The sequence below is a fragment of the Guptibacillus hwajinpoensis genome (genome assembly GCF_020171785.1).
Lineage (GTDB): Bacteria > Bacillota > Bacilli > Bacillales > Guptibacillaceae > Guptibacillus > Guptibacillus sedimenti.
In genome coordinates this window covers 21639-44115 of the sequence record NZ_JAIVAE010000001.1, presented here as the reverse complement: position 1 = coordinate 44115, position 22477 = coordinate 21639, and the positions used below count along the sequence as shown (strand labels likewise).

The window sequence follows — 22477 nt, the reverse complement described above, 5'->3', positions numbered from 1 at the left end:
TCCATAACCAAACTCGAAGCATTATTCTTCCATTCAAAAAGACACTCCTACAGAAGAAGTGTCTTTCCTAATCATGAAAGGAAGCTTGTCGTAAGCTATTATCCTAGTCCATCTACAATGATCTTCACCATCATCGGTCCAATAATCACGACAAATAGTGGAGGAAAAACAAAGACCACCATCGGAATCAGCATTTTAACAGGGGCTTTCATGGCTTGCTCACGAGCGAGCTCACGTCTTTGCTCGCGGATGCGCGTCGTAATGTTTTTAATCACTTTTGACATCCCAATTCCAAGATGATCAGCTTGAATAATCGACATCATCACACTTTGAAAGTGATCAGACGGAACTCGTTTTTTCAAACTGTAAAAGGCTTCTCGTCTCGCTTTTCCGCGCTTCATTTCATCCAACGCTTGATTGAACTCGTCTGCAAGCGGTCCAGGTTTCCGTGCACATACGTTTGCGATCGCTCCTTCAAGACCGACACCCGCTTCAAGAAGCAGACTCACCATATCAAAAAAATCCGACATGTCTTTATTGATAACTTTCACTCGCTGCGTTTTTTTCTTAGCTAAATAAAACAAAGGATAGCGATAAAATAAGAAAGCGATCCCGAGAGCTAAAACAAAACTTGTCGATGCTTGGCCATCCGTAACAGGTGTAATCAGCAAGAAAGTAACAAACCCTCCACCAATGCTGAGAAGAAGTTGAATCAAACGGAATTCAACTGCGGATCGTGTTCCAAACCCAGCTTCATGGAGAAGAATCGTCAACCTCTTTTGATTCTTTCTTGCAAATGTTTTGTTCACCTGCTCAATCCCTATCCCCCAATATTTGCGAACCAGCGGGTGTGATCCCCCGCTTTCTCTTTTTTTTGTTTTACGCTCGAGCTTTTCATTCTGTCCGAAATAATGTTCCACCCTCATTTCAAGAGCAAGTTCTTTTCGAAAAACCGTTTTAAGAACCGCTGCGCTTAGGAAGATAAAAAAGACGAAGGCACAAATCATAAATAAGACTGAAATCATCTGCTACACCTCAATCCGTACAATTCGTTGAATAAAAAACCAACCAATGAAAAGTGAAATCACGCTAGCGCCCAATAAGAACAATCCTAGCGGGTTTGTCAGCATGGGCTCAAGATAGTCTGGGCTGACCAAATAAAGATAGATTCCCATTACGACTGGAAGAGCCGTAATAATCCATGAAGAAAGCTTCCCTTGAGCGGTTAGCGTTTTAAGCTCTTCAAGAATCCGGATCCTTCCCCGGATCGTATCTTCCATCGTATCCATCAGCTGCGCGAGATTGCCCCCACTCTTTCGCTGCGCGAGAATAGCCTGAACGACAACTTCAAGCTCTTTATTCGGCAATCGTTCTAGCAAACTCGAAAACACATCTTCCATCGGAACCCCCATCCCAATTTCGCGAACTGCACGATCAAATTCGGGGCCGAGCGGATCTGGCATTTCTTTGCCAATAAGCTGCATCGTTTGCACAAAACTAAATCCGGCTCTCATCGAATTGGACATCGTTCCAAGCGCTTCCACCAGTTGATAAGACAGAAGGTTAATCCGCTTTTTAGCTTTCGTTTTTATATAGATGACCGGCATGATAAATCCGATTAGAAGCGTCGGTAAAAGACCATACCAGGGCAAGCCCATTCCATATAACACCCCCGTACACGTTAGTGCACTGAGGAGACGAATCACAAAAAACTCCTCCGGTTTGAATGAACTTCCCGATTGAACGAGATAAGCCTGCGTTTTTTGACTAAACCGCATCCCAGCAAAAGCCTTCGCAAACGAACCAATCATTTGCTTGAACGTTTGCTTCTTCTGCTTTTCCTCTACTTCCGAAACGGTGAGGGCATGCGGGATAAACTCCTTAATTCGTTTGTTCGTATGTTTTTTTCGCATCAATCTTTTGGACGAGAAATAGAAAAATACTGTAAAGCTAACAAAAAGCAAGAAGATCATGAGTGGATCGTTCATGTTACCACACCTCTTTAAACCAGGATGATGGAATGGTATAGCCATTTTGTTCAAGGAGCTCTGACACGTGTGGCCGTACTCCCGTTGTTTCAAAATGCCCCACTACTCTTCCTTCAGCGTCACGCCCAGTTTCTTTATACACAAACAGGTCTTGCAGGACGATAATATTCTCTTCCATCCCAAGCACTTCCGTAATTCTCGTGATTTTCCTTGATCCATCCTTCATTCTCGCCTGCTGTACAATCAAATCAAGCGCATTCGCGATTTGCTCTCGAATCGCTCGGAGTGGTAAGTCAAACCCCGCCATGAGGACCATGGTTTCCAGACGAGAAAGCATGTCTCTCGGTGAATTCGCGTGTCCTGTACTAAGGCTTCCATCATGACCGGTATTCATGGCTTGAAGCATATCGAGCGCTTCAGCTCCACGTACCTCTCCCACAACAATACGATCCGGGCGCATTCGAAGCGCGTTACGAACGAGTTCACGTATCGTAATTTCACCCTTTCCTTCGATATTAGGTGGGCGTGATTCCAGCGATACAATATGCTCCTGAGATAAATTTAATTCAGCCGCATCTTCAATCGTAACAATCCGTTCATCATTAGGAATAAACGAAGAAAGAACATTAAGTGATGACGTTTTTCCCGACCCCGTCCCTCCACTAATAAAAATATTTAATCTTGCTTTTACACAGATTTCTAGAAACTCGGCCATGTCTTCACTTACTGTCCCGTAGTGAACAAGGTCATTCATTTGAAGAGGTATGCTTGAGAATTTCCGTATCGTTAGCGACGGCCCCTTCAATGACAGTGGAGGGATGACCGCATTCACACGCGAACCATCCGGAAGACGCGCGTCCACCATTGGGGAACTTTCATCGATTCTTCTTCCAAGTGGTGCGACAATGCGTTCAATCACGCGACTTAAATGATCATCATCTTGAAAAGAAAGGGGACTTCGTTTCAATTTCCCGTACTGCTCGTAATAGATAGCTTGCGCACCGTTTACCATTACTTCAGAAACCGTATCATCTTCAAGAAGAGGCGTAATCGGACCGTATCCAAGCAGCTCATACTCAACCGATTCAAGCATCTGTTTTTTTTCTTCAAACGTTAGCCGCTCTGCTTCCTTATCCAGAAAATCTTTACCCCACTCTCGAATTTTCATCAGCTCTTCTTCTTTTTGAAGCTGGTACTTTTTAAGTTCTTCTAATAAAAATGTTTGTAGTTTTGTTTCTAACTGCTTGTACTCCACCGACTTAACAATTGGTGCTTCCCTCTGTTCTTCCACTTGCGCTGCCTCTTCTTCGACATACCGTTTAAAAAGCGACAATGGAACTCCTCCTTCATCGACTCAATGCAAATCGTTTTGTTTTTTTCTCTTCTTCTTCTGGCGGTGGCAAAATTAGATGGGAGATCTGAAGCATACGTTTCGAAAAAGAATGACGCCCATTTCTTAATACAAGTGGAAGTCCTTCATTGATGGCTGTTGTCATTTGCTTACCCACGTCCGGAATCGAAGCAAATACAGGATTTTGGAGAATCCCTTCCAACCGCTTCGCTTCAATGGCACGATGCTTGGAATCCTTATTTAAAACAACATGAACCTTTTCAGAGAAATGAAGCGAGTCAAGCATATCAACGTAAAGCTTCGTGTTTCGTAATACGGGCAAATCACTTGTTGTCACTAAAAGAAGGTCATCCGCAAGATCGAGACTTTTAAGATGAATTTCTGAAAGAGACGTTGGTGTATCAATGAGAATCACGTCATACCGTTTACGCAGTTCAGCTACCGCAAGTGCAACATGTTCTTCCGTCATAATTTCAAAGAACTCCGGTCGAGGAGGCGGTGGAAGAAGGGCGATTCCACTCGAGTGATGAGAGACATAGTTATCAATCCCATATCGGCCTCGCTCAACCGCTTCTTTCACCCACTCATAAATCGTGCGATTTGGCTTTAAGTCGAGATACATCGCGACATCGCCAAACTGGAAGTTCGCATCGAGAATCACAACACTTTTCCCACTTTTAATAAAGGCATTGGCGAGATTGACCGCAAGCGATGTTTTCCCTACCCCTCCTTTTGAACCACACACTGCCATAATGCGGCTGTTTTGTTTTGGCAAATGCGTTACGCCCTCCCCCTTGCTAGCTCTTTGTTTCATATAGTCTTGGGCCTGAAGGATGACATCATTGATTTCATCTGTAGCATCAGAATACGTAAGCAAATTCGACGCACCTACACGCATCGCTTTCTTCGTATTTTCCATATTTTCAGGAACGAGGATAATGAGGTAAACGGAAGGGAATTTCATCGAGATTTCCTGACAAAGATCATACACGTTGTAAGTTGTGTAGGCCTTTAGAAAAAGTATCGAATGAGGTGTACGCTCAAGCTTGTGAAAGAGATCTTCTAGAAGTTGAAAACTCTTTAGCTTATGATTTTTCTTCAACAGAAGCTCTTCCAATTCACCAGCTTTGGCATTCGTATCTGAATAAAAATACCAGTTTAAGTCCGTCATCATTCCGTCTCCTTGTAAACCTGACGTGTTTCTTTCAATCCCTCTTTCACCGTTCCATCGTCTTCACTATTTCGTAGCATGAGGTAAAACTTATCTTTATCCTTAGCCGCAAGACTTACGCTCACACCTTCCTCTGGTGTTACTTCAAGCGTAACCGTCACATAATGAAGCGCTTCGTCCGTCGTGTCAGGTGATTTCCCTGAACTTAGCACTTTCACCTTTTGTAGCATCATGACGGCTGACTTGAATTCTTTCTTTTCTTCATCAATCATCGTTTCATAAGCGATTACATCGACAAATGAGTTCGGTTCAATATATCCTGAAACGCCAGGTGCTAATTCAACATCGATCGAAATCGCGCGTTTTCCTTCGCTCACGTCAACGATTGGGTTGGGTATCTCTCGTTTTGGAATCGTTGTCTCTGCCGCTACCTCCGGCTCTTCCACTTTCTTAACTTCTGTTTCTGCATCCGTTGTTAAGTTCGTAAATAGCGCTACATACACAATCACTGTCGAGAATGCGCCAAAAATAACGGACCACAGCCAAATTCGCTTCGTTTTCATTCCTCGTCCCTCACTTCTCGTCTATTCCACCAGTTTGACACCGTATAAGTTCCCAGGACCTGTACTGCCAATCTCGCCACTCGTTACGATATCTTTAAATTCTCCAACAATTCGTTTTGGTTCATCTAACCGATTAATCCAGTAAGCAGCTAAACCAACGACTTTGACGGATGATTTCCCATTTGCGTCATCCCAGGAGTCAATAAGCGGGATAATGATGACACGGGCACACGAGTAATCGGCAGTTGATGCCTGCTGACATTTCGACTTTCCTGCATCCTGATTGATTAACGTTTCGATTGCACCCATAACAGGTCCCCACTTTTGTCCGGGGTCTGTTTGAACAGACGTCCCTACCTCAATTTCTGTCCCATTGATAATATTGTCAGCTAGCCCGCTCGCGCCGTTACTCTCGATATCAAGGTAGCCGCAGTTCCCATGATGCTTGCCGGTATTCTCACACTTTAACTCAGTTTCGTTTGGGATCGCCGTATACTCAATCGCAATCGGTGTAACGCGCTTAGCTGATTTAAGCAATCCTATTTCAGCCTTTGCGACTGCCTGGACCGACGCTTCCTGAATTCCAAAAACACGGGCAAAGGTCATTGGTACTGTCGATTCTCGTGATACTTTGATCGACTTATTAGTGATGGTAAGATCACCACTTGAAACGGGAAACGCGTTTTTGCTCGCAAGGTCTTTTGCAATTGAAGCAGCACTTACCTCACTCGATACTAACCCTTGAGCCCCGGAAAGCGCTGCTGCATCCATCGCATTTTGTAACATTCGTTTTTCGTGATAAAGTCTTCCAACATCGACAACCATTGCTGTCACACCAAGTAGTACAGTTAAACTAAGCGCGAGCATCACGGCTACGTTGCCTTTTTCGTTCATTAATAAAGCCCGTAATTTCTTCATCATTCCATCCTCATTACAGTTGAACTAGACAGTGTGATCGGTCCAGTTAAATTTGAAACGACAGGCGTGAGGAAGCTGATTGGGTACGTAATCGTTACGGTCACGTCGCTTCCAGAAGATTTGGTTCCACCTGGTGAGATCGCAACCTGACCCGCAGTCAGATGAATGCTTGATGCACTAGCAACTGCCGTCGAAACAATCGCGGCATCATTTTCTCCAATGCTCGCTGTTCTCGCAGCTTCACGGCTCGCATGGTCAATCGCCAGGTAAGTGTGGAAAATACGTCCAAAATCAATAATGCCGAACAACAGCATGACTAAAATCGGGAGGACAAGCGCAAATTCAACCATCGATTGCCCTTTTTCTGACCTCATACCACCCCTCCTAAAAAAGCCGCGCAGAGCGTTCCAAACGTAATCGCAACACCATATGGAAAGGTGAGCTTGCTTTCTTTGTTAATCGTAAATCCCTTCATCGTCATTAGGGTAGACACCGCATATGTCGGTGACGTTACATACTTCCATAAAGACATTCTTTTTAAAATAAGAAAAAGGCCGATAACGCCACCTATAAGAGCCGTATAAAAAAAGGAATGAAGAACGAAAGAAGTGCCCGTTAACGCCCCAACCGCTGCAAGCAACTTCACATCACCAGCCCCCATTCCCCCTAACAAATACGGAATGAGAAGAAGTGCGAAACCAACAAGCAGCCCAGCCCCGCTAAATAGAAAGCCTTTCAAACCGAGCGTGATCGTATAATAAACTAAGCCAATTCCCATCGCAGGAAACGTCACAACATTTAATATGCGTCGATTGCGTACGTCTGTTATAAATGAAATCAATAAGACGATCCCCAGGATACTGTATACCATCGCAGTCCCTCTTTGTTTTTAAATTTGGCCCCACTTGGGTAAGTGGGGCCAGGGTTTTATTCACCTTTAAATGCGCTAGTTACACTATCAACAAGTGAGTCAATTTGTACGCCTAATGCTTTAATCCCAACAATAGCCACAACTGCTACCCCCGCCAAAATCAATCCATACTCCGCCATACCTTGTCCTTCTTCTTCTCTTACAAACTGCTCCATTTTTTTCAACATCATTTTTCCCCCTTAGGATTTTGTTTTTTAAATGTATGAATGAAATCATAACTACCAAGTTATCAACTGTTCTTAAATGGACCTGAGATCTTTGCTTCATCTCCTTTCAAACACTATGATTCTCACATGTTGTTCAGTATAGTGTTCGATTAAAATCATTTTGTTCTTTTTATAGAACAACCTTAACTTCATAATAATTCGTTATAGCGAATTTGTCTAGTCCTTTTTTCTCTTTTTTTTACAAATTATTTAGGTCTATATTCACTATTGAGGTTAAAAACCGCTTGATATATAGTATAATAAACGTCATTCATTAGGAGAATTGTCATGATACCAACTAACAAAAGCGCACTATATCGAACACTTCCGCTTACGATCAGCAAAGCAAATACGTTTGGAAAACGACTAAAAGGGCTAATGTTCCGAACACGACCTCTTCATGATGAAGCCCTTCTGATCACACCTTGTAACGCCATCCATATGTGTTTTATGTTCTTTTCGATCGATGTTGTTTTTCTAAATGAACGAAACGAGGTCGTTAAAGTTGTTCCTAACCTTAAGCCCTGGAGAATTGTCCTTCCTGTCAAAGGTGCTAATGCAACTCTCGAATTGCCTGCAGGAGCGATTGAACGGTATGAGATGAAAGTAGGAGACTATCTGAATATTTAAGAAAACAAATAAGCGGCAGTGTCCTTATGTGGGGACGCTGCCGCTTTTAATGCTGTAAAAAGGTATAGGACGAGCTCACGAAACCTTTTTACGTAAGTATGATCATGTTCTTAGCTTTTCTTTCATGATGATCGAAGAGAAAAAATCGATCTTCTCAACTTTTTTTACTAGTTAACGGCAAGTAAACGTCCTCAATCCATTTAGTGAATTTTTCTTCCGCATCAACATAGTGAATCGCTTCAAAAAGATAAATGTCTGAATCACCACCTCCGTCATAGCCCTTTGCAAATAATCTCTCGCACAACTCTTTGTCCTCTACGCTAAAGTAAACATCCCATAAATGATCTCCATTTAGATAAGCAATAGCGAGAAACGCTTGATCTGTCTGTTTTTCATGGTAGATGACTTCAAGTCCTTGATGCTTATTGGATTGCTGATTGTAGACGTATTCAATAAACGCTAAGTATTGCTCATCAAAGACAAATTTACTCATCCAAAACGTCAGCTTCCCTGCTAGAAAATACACAACGTTTTTAGGTATCAAGCTTGCTTCGATCGACAATTGTGTTCCTCCATCACGTTCAATCAGCTCATACCGTGTGAAATTTATTCCCTCTTTCGTTGTCGTTTTCATAGCGATCCTATGCGGAGGCTCGTGAACAAGCACTTCCGTCTCAAACGTGTACGCTTTCTTACCAATTCTTTGCTTTGATTTAAAGCGAGAACCTGCTCCCATTTCATCCTCTCGCCCTTCATAAATATGCTCGACAATCATTGTATTCCAAATTAGAACATGCTCGTCTTTATGTAAGCATTCGTAAACGAGGGCAATTGGTGCATCAATAAACTCTGTAAAACGATAGGCAATTAATTCTTTCATCTTCGTCTTCTCCCTATCCAGTCAGGCTGAACGTTGGTTTTCACCTATTTTTATAAAGATTTCTTCGAGTGATGGTTCATCCACCTCTATTCGAAACACATCCACATTCGCATGCAAAAAGCTTCGATTAATTTCTGGAATGAGCCATTCACCATCTACCGTGACAGTCGTTAATTCCTGATTCCATTCCACCTTATTAGCTAGTTCTTCTAATTGTGGTCTTAGTGAACTCATTTGTTTTTCGTTCAAACGCGAATGCTTGATAAACACGATCAATTTATTTTGATACTTAGCTCTCAATTGCTGCATACTTCCCTTAGCTGTAATAACACCCTGGTTCATGATCGCAATATCATCGCACATCTTCTCAACTTCATCTAAATTATGAGAGGTTAAGAAGATGGTTGTTCCTTCCTTAGAAATGTCTTGAATTAAGCGATGAATGGTTAATACTGCGTTCGCATCCACTCCTGATGTAGGTTCATCAAGAAAGAGGATATCTGGTTCATTGATTAAAGCTTGTGCAATTCCCAGCTTCTTTTTCATACCAAACGAAAATTTCTTTGCCTTTACGTGCGCTGCTTCTTCTAATTCTACTCGTTGTAAAAGGTTAAGAATTTCCGATTTTGGTAGTTTTACATTCAAAAGTCTACTAAAGTACTTGAGGTGTTGGAAAGCTGTTAAATCATCATAGAACGTTGAGTAGTCTGGTAGAACGCCCATTTTTTGTCTCTGATGAGTTTGCTCTCCTAAAATCTTAAACGATCCTGAACTCGGCTGAATTAACCCCGCTAGCATATTAATAAACGTCGATTTACCCGCTCCGTTTTTCCCTAGAAACCCAAATACGCTACCTTGTGCTACTTTTAGATTAATCTCATTGACTACTTTCTTGTTGGCATATATTTTTGTTAAGCCTTCTGTTTCAATGGCATACATTAAAAATCCTTCTTTCTAATCAGTAATAGACTTCCTAGTACGAACAGTATTGGGAAGATCAACACAACGTACGTGTAGATATGTTCACCTACACTATAATAATAATACGGCGTTAAATAGCTTACTAAATCAATGATGAGGTTTTCTGACCAAAGACTCCATAAGCCAATGATAGGCAAAAGGATAGCGAGAACGCTTCCGAGGAACATGGTCATCCCAGGCTTCGTAATCAAGGTTGAAAGAAAGATAGCAAGTCCTACAAAATAAAGGATAAAAATAAGTGCTTCCATAAACTGATGGAAATAAAACCCTTTTGTGAAAGGAAGGATTAATAGCGAAGCAACTAAAATACACACCATCCAATACATAGCTATGCCAAGGAATTTACCAAGAACGATCTTCTCTCTAGAAACCTTAGTAGCAAGAAAGCGAATCGTTCTCGAATGCACTTCCTGGTTAATGGCGTTGTGAGAAAGACTAGTAACAAACAAAGGTCCTGCACCTATGATAAGTAATAGTAAACCACCCATATAAATATCCCCTTCTAAACCACCAACCTCGCTGAGAACTTCTTTATAGTTGTTAATTAACTTTGCGATTCCTAACGTTACGCTAAAAATAAATAGAATAATAATAATCGACCGAATGCTTTTAAATAGATTTTGGAACTCTCTTAAACCAATGGCTAACATACGAAACTCCTTTTCTTTTCGTTATCTTTGCATAAAAGTACTTTCTATCTTCCTATTCGTTCAACTTCCTTCCCTCTACCTTGATACCATTGATAAAAGGATCCCGCGAGTTCGCGTGGAACATCTTCTATTCCTGAATGATGAACAGGTTTTGAACGGTTCACGATACCAACGGAAGCCACTCCGAACCACTTTTGGACAAAGCCGCGTTTTATGCTGATTTCTATTACTTTGCTTCGTTTTGTTACAAACAAGGAGGTGGATAACCCTCCAGTTTTAAATTGAACAAAAGACGCATTCAATGTGTATTTTGTATGCTTGTAATCCAAATACCGGATCACACTTACAATCAGAAGGATTATTACTGAAAGAGTCCACCATGGAATAGCGAAAACATCGGGCTTAAAATACCAGAGCACCCCAGTTCCAATGATCCATATAAAGCTTGGTTTCATTAGTCGAATGAACAAGGAAGCACGTGGCAGCCGATCCATCTCCTTTGTTACGTGATAGGATGGTAAAATCGCTTCTATCATCTCATATGCTTGATGAACAGGTAAAAAGGGGTACAGGGAATTACTTTCAAGCTTTTCTTCATCAGACCGCGCTTCCCCAACGCTCATTAGCTTGACCTCGGCAAGACCTAATATGCGCTTCAGCATCGTTTGATGAATTTCAATCGCCTGAACGCGATGCTTAGAAATCGAAAACTTCGTAGCATCCAGCACTCCTTTTTGTATGTAGATCCGATCAGAATCTGATGCAATCTCAAAACCTCCGTATTTTAGGAACGTTCGACTAATCCCAAACCCAATTGAAACGAGGATCACAAGAAAGATGATCGTCACCATAATCCAGCCCGACTGTAATAGGAAGGCAACCAATCCCTCCGCATCTTCTTCCACTCCAAAAATGTCATCTAATTTAAAATAAAAACTAGCAAGCAAAGGAATCAGAAAGAGAAAGCTTAAAGAAGTGAACGAAGCTTTTAAGAGATCCTTTTTTTTAGCTCTAAAATGAACCTGCCGTTCCTGTTCCTTGTGCTCCGTTACTTCTACTGTTTCATCCGCTTCTTCCGTATCCTTATTTGTAGCTACACGTTCCTTAAGTTCATTTGCCTGAGTGCGAGAAACAATGTCAAATTCGACCGCTGCTTCATCCCCCTTCATTCCTGTTTCAAAAACAATGGAGGTTGTCCCAGTTAAGCGATGAAAGAAAGACGTATGTTCATTTGTATTTTCAATTTTGTTAAATGGAACGGTTCGTTTGGATTTGGTAAAGATCCCTCTCTTTAGATGAAAGGCTTCATTATCGAGACTGTACGTATTGGTGAACCATTTTAAAACAATGCGTATGACCGAAATTCCAAGTAGAAGAAGCAGAGCTGGACGGCCATATACAAAGAAAAAGGATTCTGACCCTCTCTTAATAAGGAAAAAGTATACGAGAAAGAAGATCGCACTCTTTCCGAGCTTCCAACTATCAAATCCAATGATCCAGAGAGAATATCTGCTATACCCCATCATTCCCCCTCCTCTTTTACCTTAGCGTAACGTGCAATAGTATCACGTAATTGAAACGCTTCTTCTTTCACTAAGGCAGGAATGAGATGGGAGGAGCCCATCGTTTCAATGCTTATTGCATAGAGCTGATAGCGTCTTAGAATCGGACCCTGTTTTGTCGCAACGGATTGAATTTTGCTCATCGGCACAAGCTGATGTTGTTCATTGATGGCTCCATGTCGCAGTTTCAAATACTCCTCGTCTATTTCATATCGCCAGTGCTTGTATTTCAGTTTTGGATGAAAGAAAATATCCCAAATGGCCGTTATGATGGAAACCACCGTTACGACAAGTAGAAGCCATCCGACCCATTCCCACCATAAAAAACGATGGTCCAGGTAAAAAAGAGTACCTAGTACAAGAAAGCCGATAGCGTTTCCAATGAGTTCATTAATCGTCCATACTTTCACAACATCCTTTGACAATGTCAGATTTGGATTACTAATTTCTGTTGCCATACTGCCACTCCTCTAACTAACTTTCATTTCATCTTTTAATTGACGTTTTTTCCTGCTTTGAAAAGGATTTTCTAAGTAAACAAACGTCCGCATCACTTTTTCAAGCGGTCCCTGTCTAAACCGTTTCAAGAAAAACGTACTGCCTACAACTTGAAGAGTGAAAAGTCCAATTCCAAATAGAATGGAAAGAATAACGCCCATCTTTCTAAACAAACCGAATCCATAGCCATAGAAAACGGAAGTACATACGACCGTTTGAAGCATATAGTTTGTTAACGAGAGCTTCCCTAAATTTTCAAATCCCTGAAAGAGGTGGCCATTCAATTTGCTGTAAAAATAGCTAAACATTCCGATATAGCCGATTGCTAGTACACTCCCACCTATTAAACCCATATCTGGCAACCAATGGATTTCTTTTGATAGATACAGGGTTGCTTTCAAGAAGAGACCAAGCGGGAGGCAAATGATCGATATGTATTGAAAAAACTTAACCTTGTTTGGATAAAGCCAGCCAACATGCGCAGCGTACATTCCAAGAAGCATCATTGGAAGGATAAGAAAAGGCATAAATAAGACAACGAAAAACGCTTCGCCCTCACTCATTTCCATCGGATCCACATTATTACGGTGATGTTTGATCATTTCATAAGAGCCTGATCCGTAAATCTTCATCGTATCTTTCAGATAAACATCGATTTTTTCTTCACTTATGAGCTCCTTTTCTTCTCCACCTAAGAAACTAATAAGGGTCACAAATAAAAACAAGACCACACACCAAACGAGGATTGTTTTTCGCTTTCGATTAACAAAGAACAGAAGGAGCATGCCCATTACGCCATAAAGAAGTAAAATGTCTCCCTCCCAAAGGTAGATCGAATGCAGAACACCAAATAAGATCAAGATGAGGAATCTTCGAAAAAAATGCCATTTTACACGACGCTTTTTTTCTTTCAAACGATTTCTCATCAAAATCAATGAATACCCAAATAAAAACGTAAATATAGGCATAAATGAGTTTTCGATAAAAATTTTAATCGCTACATATCCACTATAATCCAAAGATGATAACCCAAAAAAAGAAATCTCATCTTTCCCGAAAATACCATACTGAAAGATTAAAAGATTTGCAATTAAAATCCCAAATAAACTCCAGCCTCGTAGTGCATCTACCAAACCGTTTCTATCCCCGCCCACCATACTGTAACCTCCTACTTTCATCACAAATCCCAATATTTCCTAATAATTAAGATATCAGGAAAAATTGCTTTATACAATATAAAATTATTGTTTTTCAATAAAAAAGTATCGAAATATCGGCATTATGTAGTAAAATAATGTTAATCATACAACACGATTGGAAAGGGGTTTACGAATGAAATGGAAATTTGGGTTTAATCTTTTATCGAAAGTTTGCTTGATCCTGTTTTATATCATGGCTTTATTATTTGTTATTACGACACTAGAACACGTCTCACTAATTTGGTTTTCTGATAGTGCACTTGCAAAATCTTTCCGTCCTTATGAACCAATCTTCAGCTATATTCAACTGACGTTCCAAAATCATCCTGATCTCTATGATGAGAAATCTTTTTTAACCTTATCGTTTATTTCAATGATTACTAACCTACTCTTTTTGATGCTGTTTTTTTGGTTGATGAGGAAGTTATTAAAAAACATTTACTTGAAAAGCCTTTTTCTATATCAAAACGTATCGATCATTTGGAGGCTCGGCATCGTAACAATCATCCTAGGTACTGCATCAACATACATCGATGAACAAATCACATCTAGAACACTAGACTTGCTAAAAATCTCGAACGCTACGATTGATTACTCAACATTAAATTATATCGATACCTTAATAGGCGGAATGATATTGATCCTTATCGCCTCTGCCTTAAAGTACGCTGTCAACGCGGTTGAGGAAAATGAACAAACAATCTAACAACAAAGAAGGCGATGGACGATGATTCGAATTAAATTGGATGTGAAAACGAAAAATGAAAAGCAATTCATTTTAAGACATTAAATCTCCTATTTAGACCTATTGTCAGCCTATTGCTTGCGAAGGAGGAGAGCGCTTTAGCACTCTCCTCCTTTAATATTGAAATTCCAACTCCTTAAACACCCCAAACCCTAACAGCACATCCAATGTGCTAACAAACCATTTATTGGGTTTAATGCCTCTCATTTCCGGTTACATACCCTATGTACTTAACAAACAAAGGAGATGAGTGAAATGGCAGATCGTTACAAAACAGGTGAAAAGGCTCCAGAAAACGGCAAGTATGAGTTTGATGGTTTAACAAATGGAAACAATAGCAATCCAACAGAAGATGAAAAGCACATTAGCCTTCAAAGCGGAGAAACCTTTCCTCCCCTTCGATCCAGCAAAGAATCGGCTTATTGGAAAAAAGCTTAATTTCGTAAAAGCAAGTAAATAAACCTAACTAAAGGAGATGAATGAAAATGGCAGAGAAAGATCCAAAACAAGCAGCAGCACATATGAGTGAGGATAAGAAAGATGACATCATGAACAACTTCAAATCATTTAAAGATTACCTCGGGGATCAGGTACACAAAGGCGAAAAACTCGGTCTTGGCGAAGAAGGATTGTCAAAAGGCGCTAAGCGCGTTGCAGACTATCTAGCGAAGCATGAAGAACCACGTAACCGTGAAGAAAAAGTATTAAATGAACTATGGAACGTAGCAAACGAGGAAGAACGTCAGCATATGTCTCACGTACTCGTGAAGCTCGCCGATCAAACAAACTAACTCCATACAAAAAGCCGTCCTCCTTAAATTGGGAAGACGGCTTTTTTGTTTATTTTTTTATTCCTGATAATACTTGGCCATGGCCATCACCATCGCGCCCATACGTGGTGTGGTTGGTGTTAAGACGTGCTTAACTCCGCGCTCTTTCAACTGGTCTTCCGTCACTTCACCCACCGCTACAGGAAGTATCTGATCATTGAAAAGAGACAGGATCACGTTTTTCTTGTTCTTATTTTCAACATAGTCAAAAAAATACCGTACCTGGATGGCGCTTGTAAACGCCACCGCATCAAGTAGCCCACTTTCGATCTCCTCAACCAATTGTTCGACCACCGCTTCTTCAGGAGGGGTGTGTTCGTACGGATATATGGTTCGAACCTCATTATTTGCTTGTTCAAGCGTTTTAATAAACGTTGGCACATTCTCACCATGCATTTGTAGCGCAATGGATTGATTTTCAATCGTAAGCGAATGCTCGAGTTGATTCATCGTCCCACGATCCGCTACTGTTCCTGGTGTAATGCCTTTTTGCTTAAAATGCTGGAAGGTTTTCGTACCTCGAACGGCAATTGGAACTGTTCGAAGTAGCTGCTCATAAGGCTTCCCTAGACCGTTTGCTTCCGCAAGCTCAGCCATTCTCTTTTCGCCCATTCCTGTAGTGAAAATCAATAATTGCGGAGGACTTTCAATAATAGCTTGTATCGATTCAACAACATGCGCTTCATTCGTAAAAACGGTTCCCTGCGCGGGGCGAATGAACGCTCTTCCCCCCTGTTTTTCGATAAGGGTGCGGATTTCTTCTCCCTTTCGCCCACCCGTTACGGCAATCCTTTTATTCTTAAGTCCCATCCCTCTACCATCTCCTTAAGCCTCATCTTAAATAGAGGGTACAGCACCATATCCATTTGTTCAACTAAACGCTATTCTAATGTGACATAAATAAACCCATCCTCTACTTCAACTGGAAATGTTTCGACCTTGCTGTTAAGAGCGGATTGAAGACTCCCCGTAAAGAGGTCTATGCAACACTGATGGTCAAGGCACGTAATAAATCGCCCCGACATTTCTCCATTCACAATGGCCCCGCCCTTCGGACAACGGTTATGAAGTGCTCGAAACGTGCCATCCGGCAGACAAAAAATCGCAATGGATAGCTGGAGTAAATCAACTGAACGTCCAAAACCAGGAATGTGATCACGCGTCCTTCCGACATTGATTTTGACAGCTTGAACCGGCATCGTATTGATCCTCCTAAAACCTATTATTGTCTTTTCACTAGCTTTGCGCTGTTCGACTGACTTGATCACTTCTCGGAACAAGCGTTAAATTGGTTTTTCGTTTCCTTTCTTCAGGAAAAAGTTGATTAGATGGAATGTCAGAAACCGGCGCTAAACGACTAACGAGTTTTGCTATAGTGACAGCTTCTGAAGTATCTCCGTAAAGAATCGCCCCGATCACATGACCATGTAAGGTCACAATTTTTTTGTAGACGTGACGAATGGGATCAATCCATTGGTACGTTCTCGTATCCTCCGTTTCAAGCACTTGACCTGCAGAAAACAAGCTGATACCTGAAATATTTAAAGTAGTTGAAGGGATGGAACCACGGTATGGTTTCGGACACCCTGCAATCGTACCTGCTAAATGTTCCGCTTGATCAAGAATTGGATCAATCACACCGTACGTAACGTCACGATGCTCTGCACATTCACCTATCGCATAAATAGAAGGATCACTTGTTTGCATATAGTCATCTACAAGGATGCCACGATGAACTTCCAATCCACTCTTTTTTGCTAACTCTACATTTGACTTTACACCAACAGCCATTACAACAAGATCGGCTTCAAGAAAAGTCCCATCAGAAAAAGTGAGCGATTGTGCACAAGAGTCACCGTTAATTTCTTTTGTTCGTTTACATAAAGCAAATTTTACACCTAATTTTTCTAAATCTTCTTGTAGCATTTCAGAGGCAAGTCGGTCAAGCTGTCGATTCATCACATTCGGTTGATGATGAACAACTGTCGTATCAATCCCTTGTTGAACAAGACCCATCGCTGTTTCCAAGCCTAGAACACCCGCACCAAGTACAGCTGCTTTTCGGTAACATTTAGAAGCATCCATTAAGGTTTTACAATCCTTCATAGAACGGAATGTCATAACGCCGTTCTTTCCAGCTCCTTTCACTGGAAGAACGTGCGGATTAGCACCTGTTGCAAGGACAAGCGTGTCATAGGCGATCTTCCGTCCCCTATCTGTTTTCACATGTCGACTGAGTGGATCTATCATTACCGCTGTTTCATTTTCTATGAGTCGAATCCCTCGTTGTTTGTACCAATCTTCATCTTCTAATTCTGCTTTTTCAACAGCAACATCTTGTTGTAGAATCCGCGAAAGTAAATATCGCTTATATGCAGGCTCCTTTCCAATAATCGTTATTTCAAATCGAGAAGACTTCATCGAAAGCAAGCGTTCAAGAAACTGAATGCCAGCAAGTCCATTTCCGATTACGACAAGGCGTTTCACAGAATCCCCTTCTTTCTGGACGATATAATATGCAAAATCGTACCATGTTTGAAAATTGAAAATAACAAATTGGTCATATATCCTAACAGGGTTTTGAAAGAAAGGACACCATTTGGATAGTTTTATGATTTCAGCAAATGATAAAGAGAGATCATTTTCGGAGTGATGTTGATATGAAAAGAAGACGATTCGGACGTTCTTCTCCTACGTTACTAGAGGAACAAATTAAGCTTGAGTTTCATAACAGTGAAGACTTAAAACAGAAGACGATTCAACTCAACGGTCTTACGCTTACACTCTTGTATCTCGATGACATTTCTGATCGCATGGTTATTCAAAAAACCATCCTTAGTCCGCTACTAACGATTTCAAGTGAAGACACGAAGATTATCCCAACCGATATTCCCGACCTTATTCCAATGGCAGCGGTGAATAATATTAGCGATCACAGTACGATTTCAAGACACCTGATGGATGGATGCACAGTCCTTATTGCACGGGATACTACTGAGGATCACGTTTACTCTGTAAAAACGACATATTCCGTCAAGAGATCACCGGATGAACCGGTGAATGAACCGACGATTAGTGGGCCACGAGATGGGTTTATCGAATGCATTCAGGATAATAAAGCATTATTGCGAGCTCATTTGAAAACGAGCGATCTTTTGTTTGAACAGCATTTTGTTGGGAAAGATGTAGTAACGTCGATTTCAATCACATACTTACAAGGAAAAGCGAGCGAGACATTAATTAACGAAGTGAGAGAGCGAATCACTCAAATTGAGGTAGATTATATTACAGATGCAGGAGTGCTTGAGCAGCTAATTGAACGCAATCCTCTCTCTGTTTTTCCTGAGTTAGCCTCGACTCAGCATCCAACGAAAGTGGCCAATGCGCTACTTGAAGGACGCGTAGCTCTAATGACAGATGGCTCTCCCACGGTATTAATTGCACCCACAACACTGAACATGCTTCTGCAAACACCTGACGACTATTATTTTAAATGGATTCCAGCCTCTCTCATTCGGTTATTGAGCTATTTCACCGCCCTGATCTCAGTTCTCTTGCCTGCGGCTTATATTTCACTCATTTCGTTTCACCATGGACTTATTCCAACAAGTCTTGCGGTTTCTCTCTCAAAGACGAGGGAGGGCGTTCCGTTCCCTTCCGTGATTGAGGCCTTTATTATGGAACTTACCATTGAAATTCTACGTGAGGCTGGGGTACGACTCCCTAAACCGATTGGTTCAACAGTAAGCATCGTCGGGGCCATTGTTATCGGCGAAACTGCCGTAAGCTCAGGAATTGTTAGTCCTATGATGGTCATGGTGATTTCATTTACAGCAATCTGTTCTTTTGCTATACCAAATTACCAGCTAAGTCTTGCGCTCAGAACGATTCGCTTTTTCTTCTTATTTTCTGCATCCATTCTTGGCGTCTATGGCATGCTAATCGCCATCTTTATTGTCACGACACATCTTATTAAACTGAGAAGCTTCTCGAACCCTTATATGGAACCATTTGCACCCATTCATTTCAAACGATGGAAAGACTCCTTTATACGGCTCTATTACCGTGTGGGAAAAAGGACGGGGATATAATTGCAAACCAACCAGCACTCTCTTCCCATCATTATCTTTTTTATTTCAACGATCATTGGTGTTGGAATCGTCACGTTACCGCGTGAAACAGCTACGATTGTTGGACAGCCCAATATGTGGATTAGTGTGATTCTTGGAGGGATCGTCGCCTTCATTAACGCGCTATTTCTCTTTATGTTAATGAAGAAATATCCGTTGAAAACCGTTTTTGATATCGCGCCAGAATTAGTAGGAAAATGGATTGGAAAGCTGCTCAATCTGATTTTCGTTTGCTACACGATTGCGATTTCCGCCTACATCATTCGAACAATGGCTGAAATTGTGAATTACTACTTACTTGATAAAACACCCAAATTCGTTGTTTTGCTTGTTCTTGTACTCTCTTGTATGTATCTCGTGTCAACAGGGCTTTCAAACATCCTGCTCTTTTTACAACTGTACTTTCCACTTATTTTGTTAACGTTCCTCCTCTTAACCTTACTTAGCATTAAAAATATTGAACCGACTCACTTACGACCGATCCTATATATGGATGGAATTGACCTGCTAAGAGGAGTCAATTCCACCTTTTTCTCGTTCGTAGGATATGAGCTTCTGATGGTGCTATCAGGACAATATCGCCTTACACGCTGGAAACCAGTTGTCTTTATTCTAGGCATCAGCATCGGCAGTGTATGCTTTATTTACGTGCTGTTCTTCATACTAAACATTGGTGTTCTCAGTATTGAAGAGTTAAAGGTGATCACATTCCCAACGATCGAAATGGCGAAAGCCATCGAATTCCAGGGGTTTTTCTTTGAAAGATTTGAGCTTCTCTTTTTATTTGGATGGATTATTACGATCTTCACCACCCTAACCGCCTATTATTATTCTGCGATGCTTGGCGTTTGTAAAACCGTTAACTGTAAAAAATCGCTACTGATGAATGCCATCATCGGGTTGCTCATCCTCACGCTCTCGCTGGTACCATCAGGCATTACAGAGCTGTTTTCATATGGCACCTATTTAAACTATTTATCATATGCTTCTTTAATCGCCATTCCTCTATTGCTATTTCTCTTTTCATTCAGAAAGGGGGCGATGAAGTGAAGAAAGGCGTGCTTATTTTCTTTTCTCTACAACTTCTCTTCCTTACTGCGTGTTGGGATAGCAATGAAATCGAGGATTTAGGGATGATCATGGGAATTGGACTCGATTACAACGAATCAGAGGAAGACGTCTTTTCCATGACTAACCAGTACGTTGTTCCAAACAACATTGAAGGGACACAGTTTGGAAGTTCAGGAGGGGATCCTTATCAAAACATCACATTAACTGGCAGCAACTTCTTCCAAATCATCCGTGAAAACTCCCTTGAAACCGATCGTCCGCCAAACTATACGCACTTAAAATCCATGGTGCTTACGGAAAGGCTATTAAAAGAAGAGCCTTTAAAGCAGTTAATTAGCTTCTTCCTACGAGATCATGAATTTAGGAGAACAGTGGCCGTTTTTATTACAAAAGAATCTTCTGCCGACATCCTTGCGGTTGAACCGACAAAAGAAATGTTCCCAGCCGTTCAGTTAAAGGAGCTCACGCAAAACCATGATCGAAGTTTATATGTGCAAGATACGCTTAAATTTGGAGAAGTGTCGAAAAAAATTACTGAAGGCGCAAGCTTTGTTATCCCGGAAGTTGGAATCAACAAAGGACGTATTCGACTCCTTGGTGCTGGGATCATTTCGGATAAATCGGAGCAGATCGTTGGTTGGCTCACTCCTGAAGAAATTGCCGGATTAAAATGGATCACGAATGAAGTAAGCGGCGGTTTAGTAGCGATTAAAAAGGAAAATTCTGAGGCGGATCAAGCTGTGCTTGAGATTATGAAAGCAAGTACGTCCATCGAACCCGTGTTAAAAGAGGGACAGCTGACCATTCAGTTAAAAGTGAAAAGCTCTCTGAGACTTGCAGAAGACTGGGAAATCAAGCGAGATGTTTTTCAAGAAGGATGGGAAAAAGAGCTAAAAAAACAAGGCGAACAAGTCGTTAAAGAAGAGATGGAACATGTCATCTCCATCGCCCAGGAGCAAAAGCTCGATTACCTTGAGTTTGGTACGTGGACAAGCATTAAACAGCCCGCCTATTGGCAAAAGCATCATAAAGATTGGGAACGTATTTTTTCTCAATTGCCAGTAACGATTGATGTCGATTTCACTTTAACAGGCTATGGGACACAGGATATCAATTAGCTAAAAAGGAAGCGTTGCTTAAGCAACGCTTCCTTACATCGATTAACCGTGTTTTTTCGCAATACCTGCTAATTCTTCTTTTGTTCGAAAACCAACTGCATTCTCAACAAGCTCACCGTCTTTAAAGAAAAGCAACGTTGGAATACTCATTACATCATATTTTCTTGCGGTTTCCGGATTAGAATCCACGTCAAGCTGAACAATTTTCAGATCATTTCCCGTTTCCTCATCCAATTCATCAAGAACGGGTGCAATCATCTTACAAGGGCCACACCACGGTGCTCCTAAATCAGCTAACACAAGACCTTCTTTCGTTTCTTGTTCAAATGTTTGATCCGTTACATTTTGTACGGCCATGTTATCTCTCCTCTATACTTATTTTTATAACCACTAAAAACTAATTTAGTGGTTAGAATACTACATTATGTTATAATTTATGTCAACGATATAGTAAAAGGTGTGTTTCTAGATGATCCAAAAAACAAGCTTCTCTCATTTTTCTGATTACCTTTTCATTAATTTAATGAACACTTTAAAAATGCAGAATCACAACCCGATCGATCTTTTAACAGAAAAAGAGAATGCTACTCAGTGGTTAACCCTAATGGAAGAAAACGGCTTATTAACGGCAAGTCAAATAGAACAAATCAAACAGGCGCCGATTCAATTAGACGATCTCCGCCAATTCCGCGATGAATGTCGAGACCATTTCGCTTCAAATAAATCTCACGATAGTTTCATCCATCTACTTACGAACGCGACCAAAGCAGCGCCCCTTTCTTTTCTACTTGAGAAAAAGAACCTAACTCCACTTCCAAGTAAAGGTGGGACACAGGGATTACTAGCCATTATGGCATTTCAAGTGCTCCAATTTGAAGGTGCTGGTTTATTGAACAAAGTAAAAGCATGCGAAAATGATGATTGTCTTGCTTTTTTTATCGATCAAAAAGGAAAACGCAAATGGTGTTCAATGGAAGTTTGCGGAAATCGAAAGAAGGCCAAGAAGCACTATTATACGAAAACGAAAACGTCTAAAAACACATAAAAAAGGATGA

General features: G+C 41.0%; 27 protein-coding genes. 8 read left to right on the top strand and 19 right to left on the bottom strand.

Features of this window, described 5'->3' with window-relative positions; all coding sequences use genetic code 11:
• Window positions 1-98 precede the first annotated feature (98 nt).
• Genes LCL91_RS00235 through LCL91_RS00195 form a run of 9 tightly spaced genes read right to left on the bottom strand, consistent with a single transcriptional unit; the run spans window position 99 to window position 7089 of the window.
• Window positions 99-1025, bottom strand: coding sequence for a type II secretion system F family protein (locus LCL91_RS00235; protein WP_224878922.1), 927 nt, complete (start codon window positions 1023-1025; stop codon window positions 99-101).
• 3 nt (window positions 1026-1028) lie between these two features.
• Window positions 1029-1988, bottom strand: coding sequence for a type II secretion system F family protein (locus tag LCL91_RS00230; RefSeq protein WP_224878920.1), 960 nt, complete (start codon window positions 1986-1988; stop codon window positions 1029-1031).
• Between the two features lies 1 nt (window position 1989).
• Window positions 1990-3321, bottom strand: coding sequence for a CpaF family protein (locus tag LCL91_RS00225; RefSeq protein WP_224878917.1), 1332 nt, complete (start codon window positions 3319-3321; stop codon window positions 1990-1992).
• 13 nt (window positions 3322-3334) lie between these two features.
• Window positions 3335-4510, bottom strand: a complete 1176-nt coding sequence (locus tag LCL91_RS00220) for an AAA family ATPase (RefSeq protein ID WP_224878915.1) — start codon at window positions 4508-4510, stop codon at window positions 3335-3337.
• Window positions 4510-5073: an RcpC/CpaB family pilus assembly protein gene (locus LCL91_RS00215; protein ID WP_224878913.1), complete on the bottom strand. Its 564-nt coding sequence runs from the start codon at window positions 5071-5073 to the stop codon at window positions 4510-4512. Before LCL91_RS00215 ends, LCL91_RS00220 begins: the two co-directional genes overlap by 1 nt.
• A gap of 21 nt (window positions 5074-5094) precedes the next feature.
• On the bottom strand, window positions 5095-5991 hold the full coding sequence (locus tag LCL91_RS00210) for a TadE/TadG family type IV pilus assembly protein (RefSeq protein ID WP_224878911.1): 897 nt from the start codon (window positions 5989-5991) through the stop codon (window positions 5095-5097).
• On the bottom strand, window positions 5991-6365 hold the full coding sequence (locus LCL91_RS00205) for a TadE/TadG family type IV pilus assembly protein (RefSeq protein WP_224878909.1): 375 nt from the start codon (window positions 6363-6365) through the stop codon (window positions 5991-5993). The genes LCL91_RS00210 and LCL91_RS00205 overlap by 1 nt, the downstream gene beginning before the upstream one ends.
• A complete protein-coding gene (locus LCL91_RS00200; RefSeq protein WP_224878907.1) occupies window positions 6362-6862 on the bottom strand; it encodes an A24 family peptidase in 501 nt (166 codons plus the stop codon). The genes LCL91_RS00205 and LCL91_RS00200 overlap by 4 nt, the downstream gene beginning before the upstream one ends.
• Window positions 6863-6918: 56 nt before the next feature.
• Window positions 6919-7089: a Flp family type IVb pilin gene (locus LCL91_RS00195; protein WP_224878905.1), complete on the bottom strand. Its 171-nt coding sequence runs from the start codon at window positions 7087-7089 to the stop codon at window positions 6919-6921.
• 327 nt (window positions 7090-7416) lie between these two features.
• Here LCL91_RS00195 and LCL91_RS00190 point away from each other — a divergent pair, with 327 nt between their 5' ends.
• Entirely contained in the window at window positions 7417-7758 is a 342-nt protein-coding gene (locus LCL91_RS00190; protein ID WP_224878903.1) for a DUF192 domain-containing protein, read from the top strand.
• A 154-nt stretch (window positions 7759-7912) separates the two neighbouring features.
• Here the strand turns inward: LCL91_RS00190 and LCL91_RS00185 are convergent, their stop codons facing one another.
• From LCL91_RS00185 to LCL91_RS00160, 6 genes are read right to left on the bottom strand one after another with little or no spacing between them, the layout of a single operon-like run.
• The gene (locus LCL91_RS00185) at window positions 7913-8638 is read right to left on the bottom strand and encodes an SRPBCC family protein (protein ID WP_224878901.1); all 726 of its coding nucleotides are present in this window, start codon (window positions 8636-8638) and stop codon (window positions 7913-7915) included.
• 21 nt (window positions 8639-8659) lie between these two features.
• On the bottom strand, window positions 8660-9577 hold the full coding sequence (locus LCL91_RS00180; protein WP_224878899.1) for an ABC transporter ATP-binding protein: 918 nt from the start codon (window positions 9575-9577) through the stop codon (window positions 8660-8662).
• Window positions 9577-10269, bottom strand: coding sequence for an ABC transporter permease (locus LCL91_RS00175; protein WP_224878897.1), 693 nt, complete (start codon window positions 10267-10269; stop codon window positions 9577-9579). The genes LCL91_RS00180 and LCL91_RS00175 overlap by 1 nt, the downstream gene beginning before the upstream one ends.
• 44 nt (window positions 10270-10313) lie before the next feature.
• Entirely contained in the window at window positions 10314-11792 is a 1479-nt protein-coding gene (locus LCL91_RS00170; RefSeq protein WP_224878895.1) for a PH domain-containing protein, read from the bottom strand.
• The gene (locus tag LCL91_RS00165; protein WP_224878893.1) at window positions 11792-12289 is read right to left on the bottom strand and encodes a PH domain-containing protein; all 498 of its coding nucleotides are present in this window, start codon (window positions 12287-12289) and stop codon (window positions 11792-11794) included. The genes LCL91_RS00170 and LCL91_RS00165 overlap by 1 nt, the downstream gene beginning before the upstream one ends.
• Window positions 12290-12301: 12 nt before the next feature.
• Window positions 12302-13486, bottom strand: coding sequence for a DUF418 domain-containing protein (locus tag LCL91_RS00160; protein ID WP_224878891.1), 1185 nt, complete (start codon window positions 13484-13486; stop codon window positions 12302-12304).
• 175 nt (window positions 13487-13661) lie between these two features.
• On the opposite strand from LCL91_RS00160, the gene LCL91_RS00155 reads away from it, so the two are divergent.
• From LCL91_RS00155 to LCL91_RS00145, 3 genes are all read left to right on the top strand, one after another.
• Window positions 13662-14234 carry a hypothetical protein gene (locus LCL91_RS00155; RefSeq protein ID WP_224878889.1) on the top strand — a complete coding sequence of 191 codons (573 nt, stop codon included), beginning with the start codon at window positions 13662-13664 and terminating at the stop codon, window positions 14232-14234.
• A 294-nt stretch (window positions 14235-14528) separates the two neighbouring features.
• The gene (locus tag LCL91_RS00150; RefSeq protein WP_224878887.1) at window positions 14529-14711 is read left to right on the top strand and encodes a YjzC family protein; all 183 of its coding nucleotides are present in this window, start codon (window positions 14529-14531) and stop codon (window positions 14709-14711) included.
• A gap of 47 nt (window positions 14712-14758) precedes the next feature.
• Window positions 14759-15064 carry a DUF3243 domain-containing protein gene (locus LCL91_RS00145; protein ID WP_224878885.1) on the top strand — a complete coding sequence of 102 codons (306 nt, stop codon included), beginning with the start codon at window positions 14759-14761 and terminating at the stop codon, window positions 15062-15064.
• A 57-nt stretch (window positions 15065-15121) separates the two neighbouring features.
• Here the strand turns inward: LCL91_RS00145 and LCL91_RS00140 are convergent, their stop codons facing one another.
• From LCL91_RS00140 to LCL91_RS00130, 3 genes are all read right to left on the bottom strand, one after another.
• Window positions 15122-15913: a uroporphyrinogen-III synthase gene (locus tag LCL91_RS00140; protein WP_224878883.1), complete on the bottom strand. Its 792-nt coding sequence runs from the start codon at window positions 15911-15913 to the stop codon at window positions 15122-15124.
• 71 nt (window positions 15914-15984) lie between these two features.
• Window positions 15985-16302, bottom strand: coding sequence for a Rieske 2Fe-2S domain-containing protein (locus LCL91_RS00135; RefSeq protein WP_224878881.1), 318 nt, complete (start codon window positions 16300-16302; stop codon window positions 15985-15987).
• Between the two features lie 37 nt (window positions 16303-16339).
• Window positions 16340-17590, bottom strand: coding sequence for an NAD(P)/FAD-dependent oxidoreductase (locus tag LCL91_RS00130; protein WP_224878879.1), 1251 nt, complete (start codon window positions 17588-17590; stop codon window positions 16340-16342).
• A gap of 173 nt (window positions 17591-17763) precedes the next feature.
• Here LCL91_RS00130 and LCL91_RS00125 point away from each other — a divergent pair, with 173 nt between their 5' ends.
• The 3 genes from LCL91_RS00125 to LCL91_RS00115 are packed head-to-tail and all read left to right on the top strand — an operon-like array spanning window position 17764 to window position 21422.
• Complete coding sequence (locus LCL91_RS00125; RefSeq protein ID WP_224878877.1) at window positions 17764-19194, top strand: spore germination protein; 1431 nt, start codon at window positions 17764-17766, stop codon at window positions 19192-19194.
• Window positions 19195-20283 (top strand): GerAB/ArcD/ProY family transporter, encoded by a 1089-nt coding sequence (locus tag LCL91_RS00120; protein WP_224878875.1) that lies wholly within the window; start codon window positions 19195-19197, stop codon window positions 20281-20283. It begins immediately after the preceding gene.
• Entirely contained in the window at window positions 20280-21422 is a 1143-nt protein-coding gene (locus LCL91_RS00115) for a Ger(x)C family spore germination protein (protein WP_224878873.1), read from the top strand. The genes LCL91_RS00120 and LCL91_RS00115 overlap by 4 nt, the downstream gene beginning before the upstream one ends.
• 42 nt (window positions 21423-21464) lie before the next feature.
• Here the strand turns inward: LCL91_RS00115 and trxA are convergent, their stop codons facing one another.
• Window positions 21465-21779 (bottom strand): thioredoxin, encoded by a 315-nt coding sequence (gene trxA, locus LCL91_RS00110; protein WP_224878871.1) that lies wholly within the window; start codon window positions 21777-21779, stop codon window positions 21465-21467.
• A gap of 112 nt (window positions 21780-21891) precedes the next feature.
• Here trxA and LCL91_RS00105 point away from each other — a divergent pair, with 112 nt between their 5' ends.
• Window positions 21892-22467 (top strand): CGNR zinc finger domain-containing protein, encoded by a 576-nt coding sequence (locus LCL91_RS00105; RefSeq protein ID WP_224878869.1) that lies wholly within the window; start codon window positions 21892-21894, stop codon window positions 22465-22467.
• Window positions 22468-22477: the final 10 nt, after the last annotated feature.

Bases quoted from the DNA above. Each gene is read 5' to 3' on its own strand.
- LCL91_RS00235 (WP_224878922.1), bottom strand. From the start codon at position 1,025: ATGATTTCAGTCTTATTTATGATTTGTGCCTTCGTCTTTTTTATCTTC.
- LCL91_RS00230 (WP_224878920.1), bottom strand. From the start codon at position 1,988: ATGAACGATCCACTCATGATCTTCTTGCTTTTTGTTAGCTTTACAGTA.
- LCL91_RS00220 (WP_224878915.1), bottom strand. From the start codon at position 4,510: ATGACGGACTTAAACTGGTATTTTTATTCAGATACGAATGCCAAAGCT.
- LCL91_RS00215 (WP_224878913.1), bottom strand. From the start codon at position 5,073: ATGAAAACGAAGCGAATTTGGCTGTGGTCCGTTATTTTTGGCGCATTC.
- LCL91_RS00210 (WP_224878911.1), bottom strand. From the start codon at position 5,991: ATGAAGAAATTACGGGCTTTATTAATGAACGAAAAAGGCAACGTAGCC.
- LCL91_RS00205 (WP_224878909.1), bottom strand. From the start codon at position 6,365: ATGAGGTCAGAAAAAGGGCAATCGATGGTTGAATTTGCGCTTGTCCTC.
- LCL91_RS00200 (WP_224878907.1), bottom strand. From the start codon at position 6,862: ATGGTATACAGTATCCTGGGGATCGTCTTATTGATTTCATTTATAACA.
- LCL91_RS00195 (WP_224878905.1), bottom strand. From the start codon at position 7,089: ATGTTGAAAAAAATGGAGCAGTTTGTAAGAGAAGAAGAAGGACAAGGT.
- LCL91_RS00190 (WP_224878903.1), top strand. From the start codon at position 7,417: ATGATACCAACTAACAAAAGCGCACTATATCGAACACTTCCGCTTACG.
- LCL91_RS00185 (WP_224878901.1), bottom strand. From the start codon at position 8,638: ATGAAAGAATTAATTGCCTATCGTTTTACAGAGTTTATTGATGCACCA.
- LCL91_RS00180 (WP_224878899.1), bottom strand. From the start codon at position 9,577: ATGTATGCCATTGAAACAGAAGGCTTAACAAAAATATATGCCAACAAG.
- LCL91_RS00175 (WP_224878897.1), bottom strand. From the start codon at position 10,269: ATGTTAGCCATTGGTTTAAGAGAGTTCCAAAATCTATTTAAAAGCATT.
- LCL91_RS00170 (WP_224878895.1), bottom strand. From the start codon at position 11,792: ATGGGGTATAGCAGATATTCTCTCTGGATCATTGGATTTGATAGTTGG.
- LCL91_RS00165 (WP_224878893.1), bottom strand. From the start codon at position 12,289: ATGGCAACAGAAATTAGTAATCCAAATCTGACATTGTCAAAGGATGTT.
- LCL91_RS00160 (WP_224878891.1), bottom strand. From the start codon at position 13,486: ATGGTGGGCGGGGATAGAAACGGTTTGGTAGATGCACTACGAGGCTGG.
- LCL91_RS00155 (WP_224878889.1), top strand. From the start codon at position 13,662: ATGAAATGGAAATTTGGGTTTAATCTTTTATCGAAAGTTTGCTTGATC.
- LCL91_RS00150 (WP_224878887.1), top strand. From the start codon at position 14,529: ATGGCAGATCGTTACAAAACAGGTGAAAAGGCTCCAGAAAACGGCAAG.
- LCL91_RS00145 (WP_224878885.1), top strand. From the start codon at position 14,759: ATGGCAGAGAAAGATCCAAAACAAGCAGCAGCACATATGAGTGAGGAT.
- LCL91_RS00140 (WP_224878883.1), bottom strand. From the start codon at position 15,913: ATGGGACTTAAGAATAAAAGGATTGCCGTAACGGGTGGGCGAAAGGGA.
- LCL91_RS00135 (WP_224878881.1), bottom strand. From the start codon at position 16,302: ATGCCGGTTCAAGCTGTCAAAATCAATGTCGGAAGGACGCGTGATCAC.
- LCL91_RS00125 (WP_224878877.1), top strand. From the start codon at position 17,764: ATGAAAAGAAGACGATTCGGACGTTCTTCTCCTACGTTACTAGAGGAA.
- trxA (WP_224878871.1), bottom strand. From the start codon at position 21,779: ATGGCCGTACAAAATGTAACGGATCAAACATTTGAACAAGAAACGAAA.
- LCL91_RS00105 (WP_224878869.1), top strand. From the start codon at position 21,892: ATGATCCAAAAAACAAGCTTCTCTCATTTTTCTGATTACCTTTTCATT.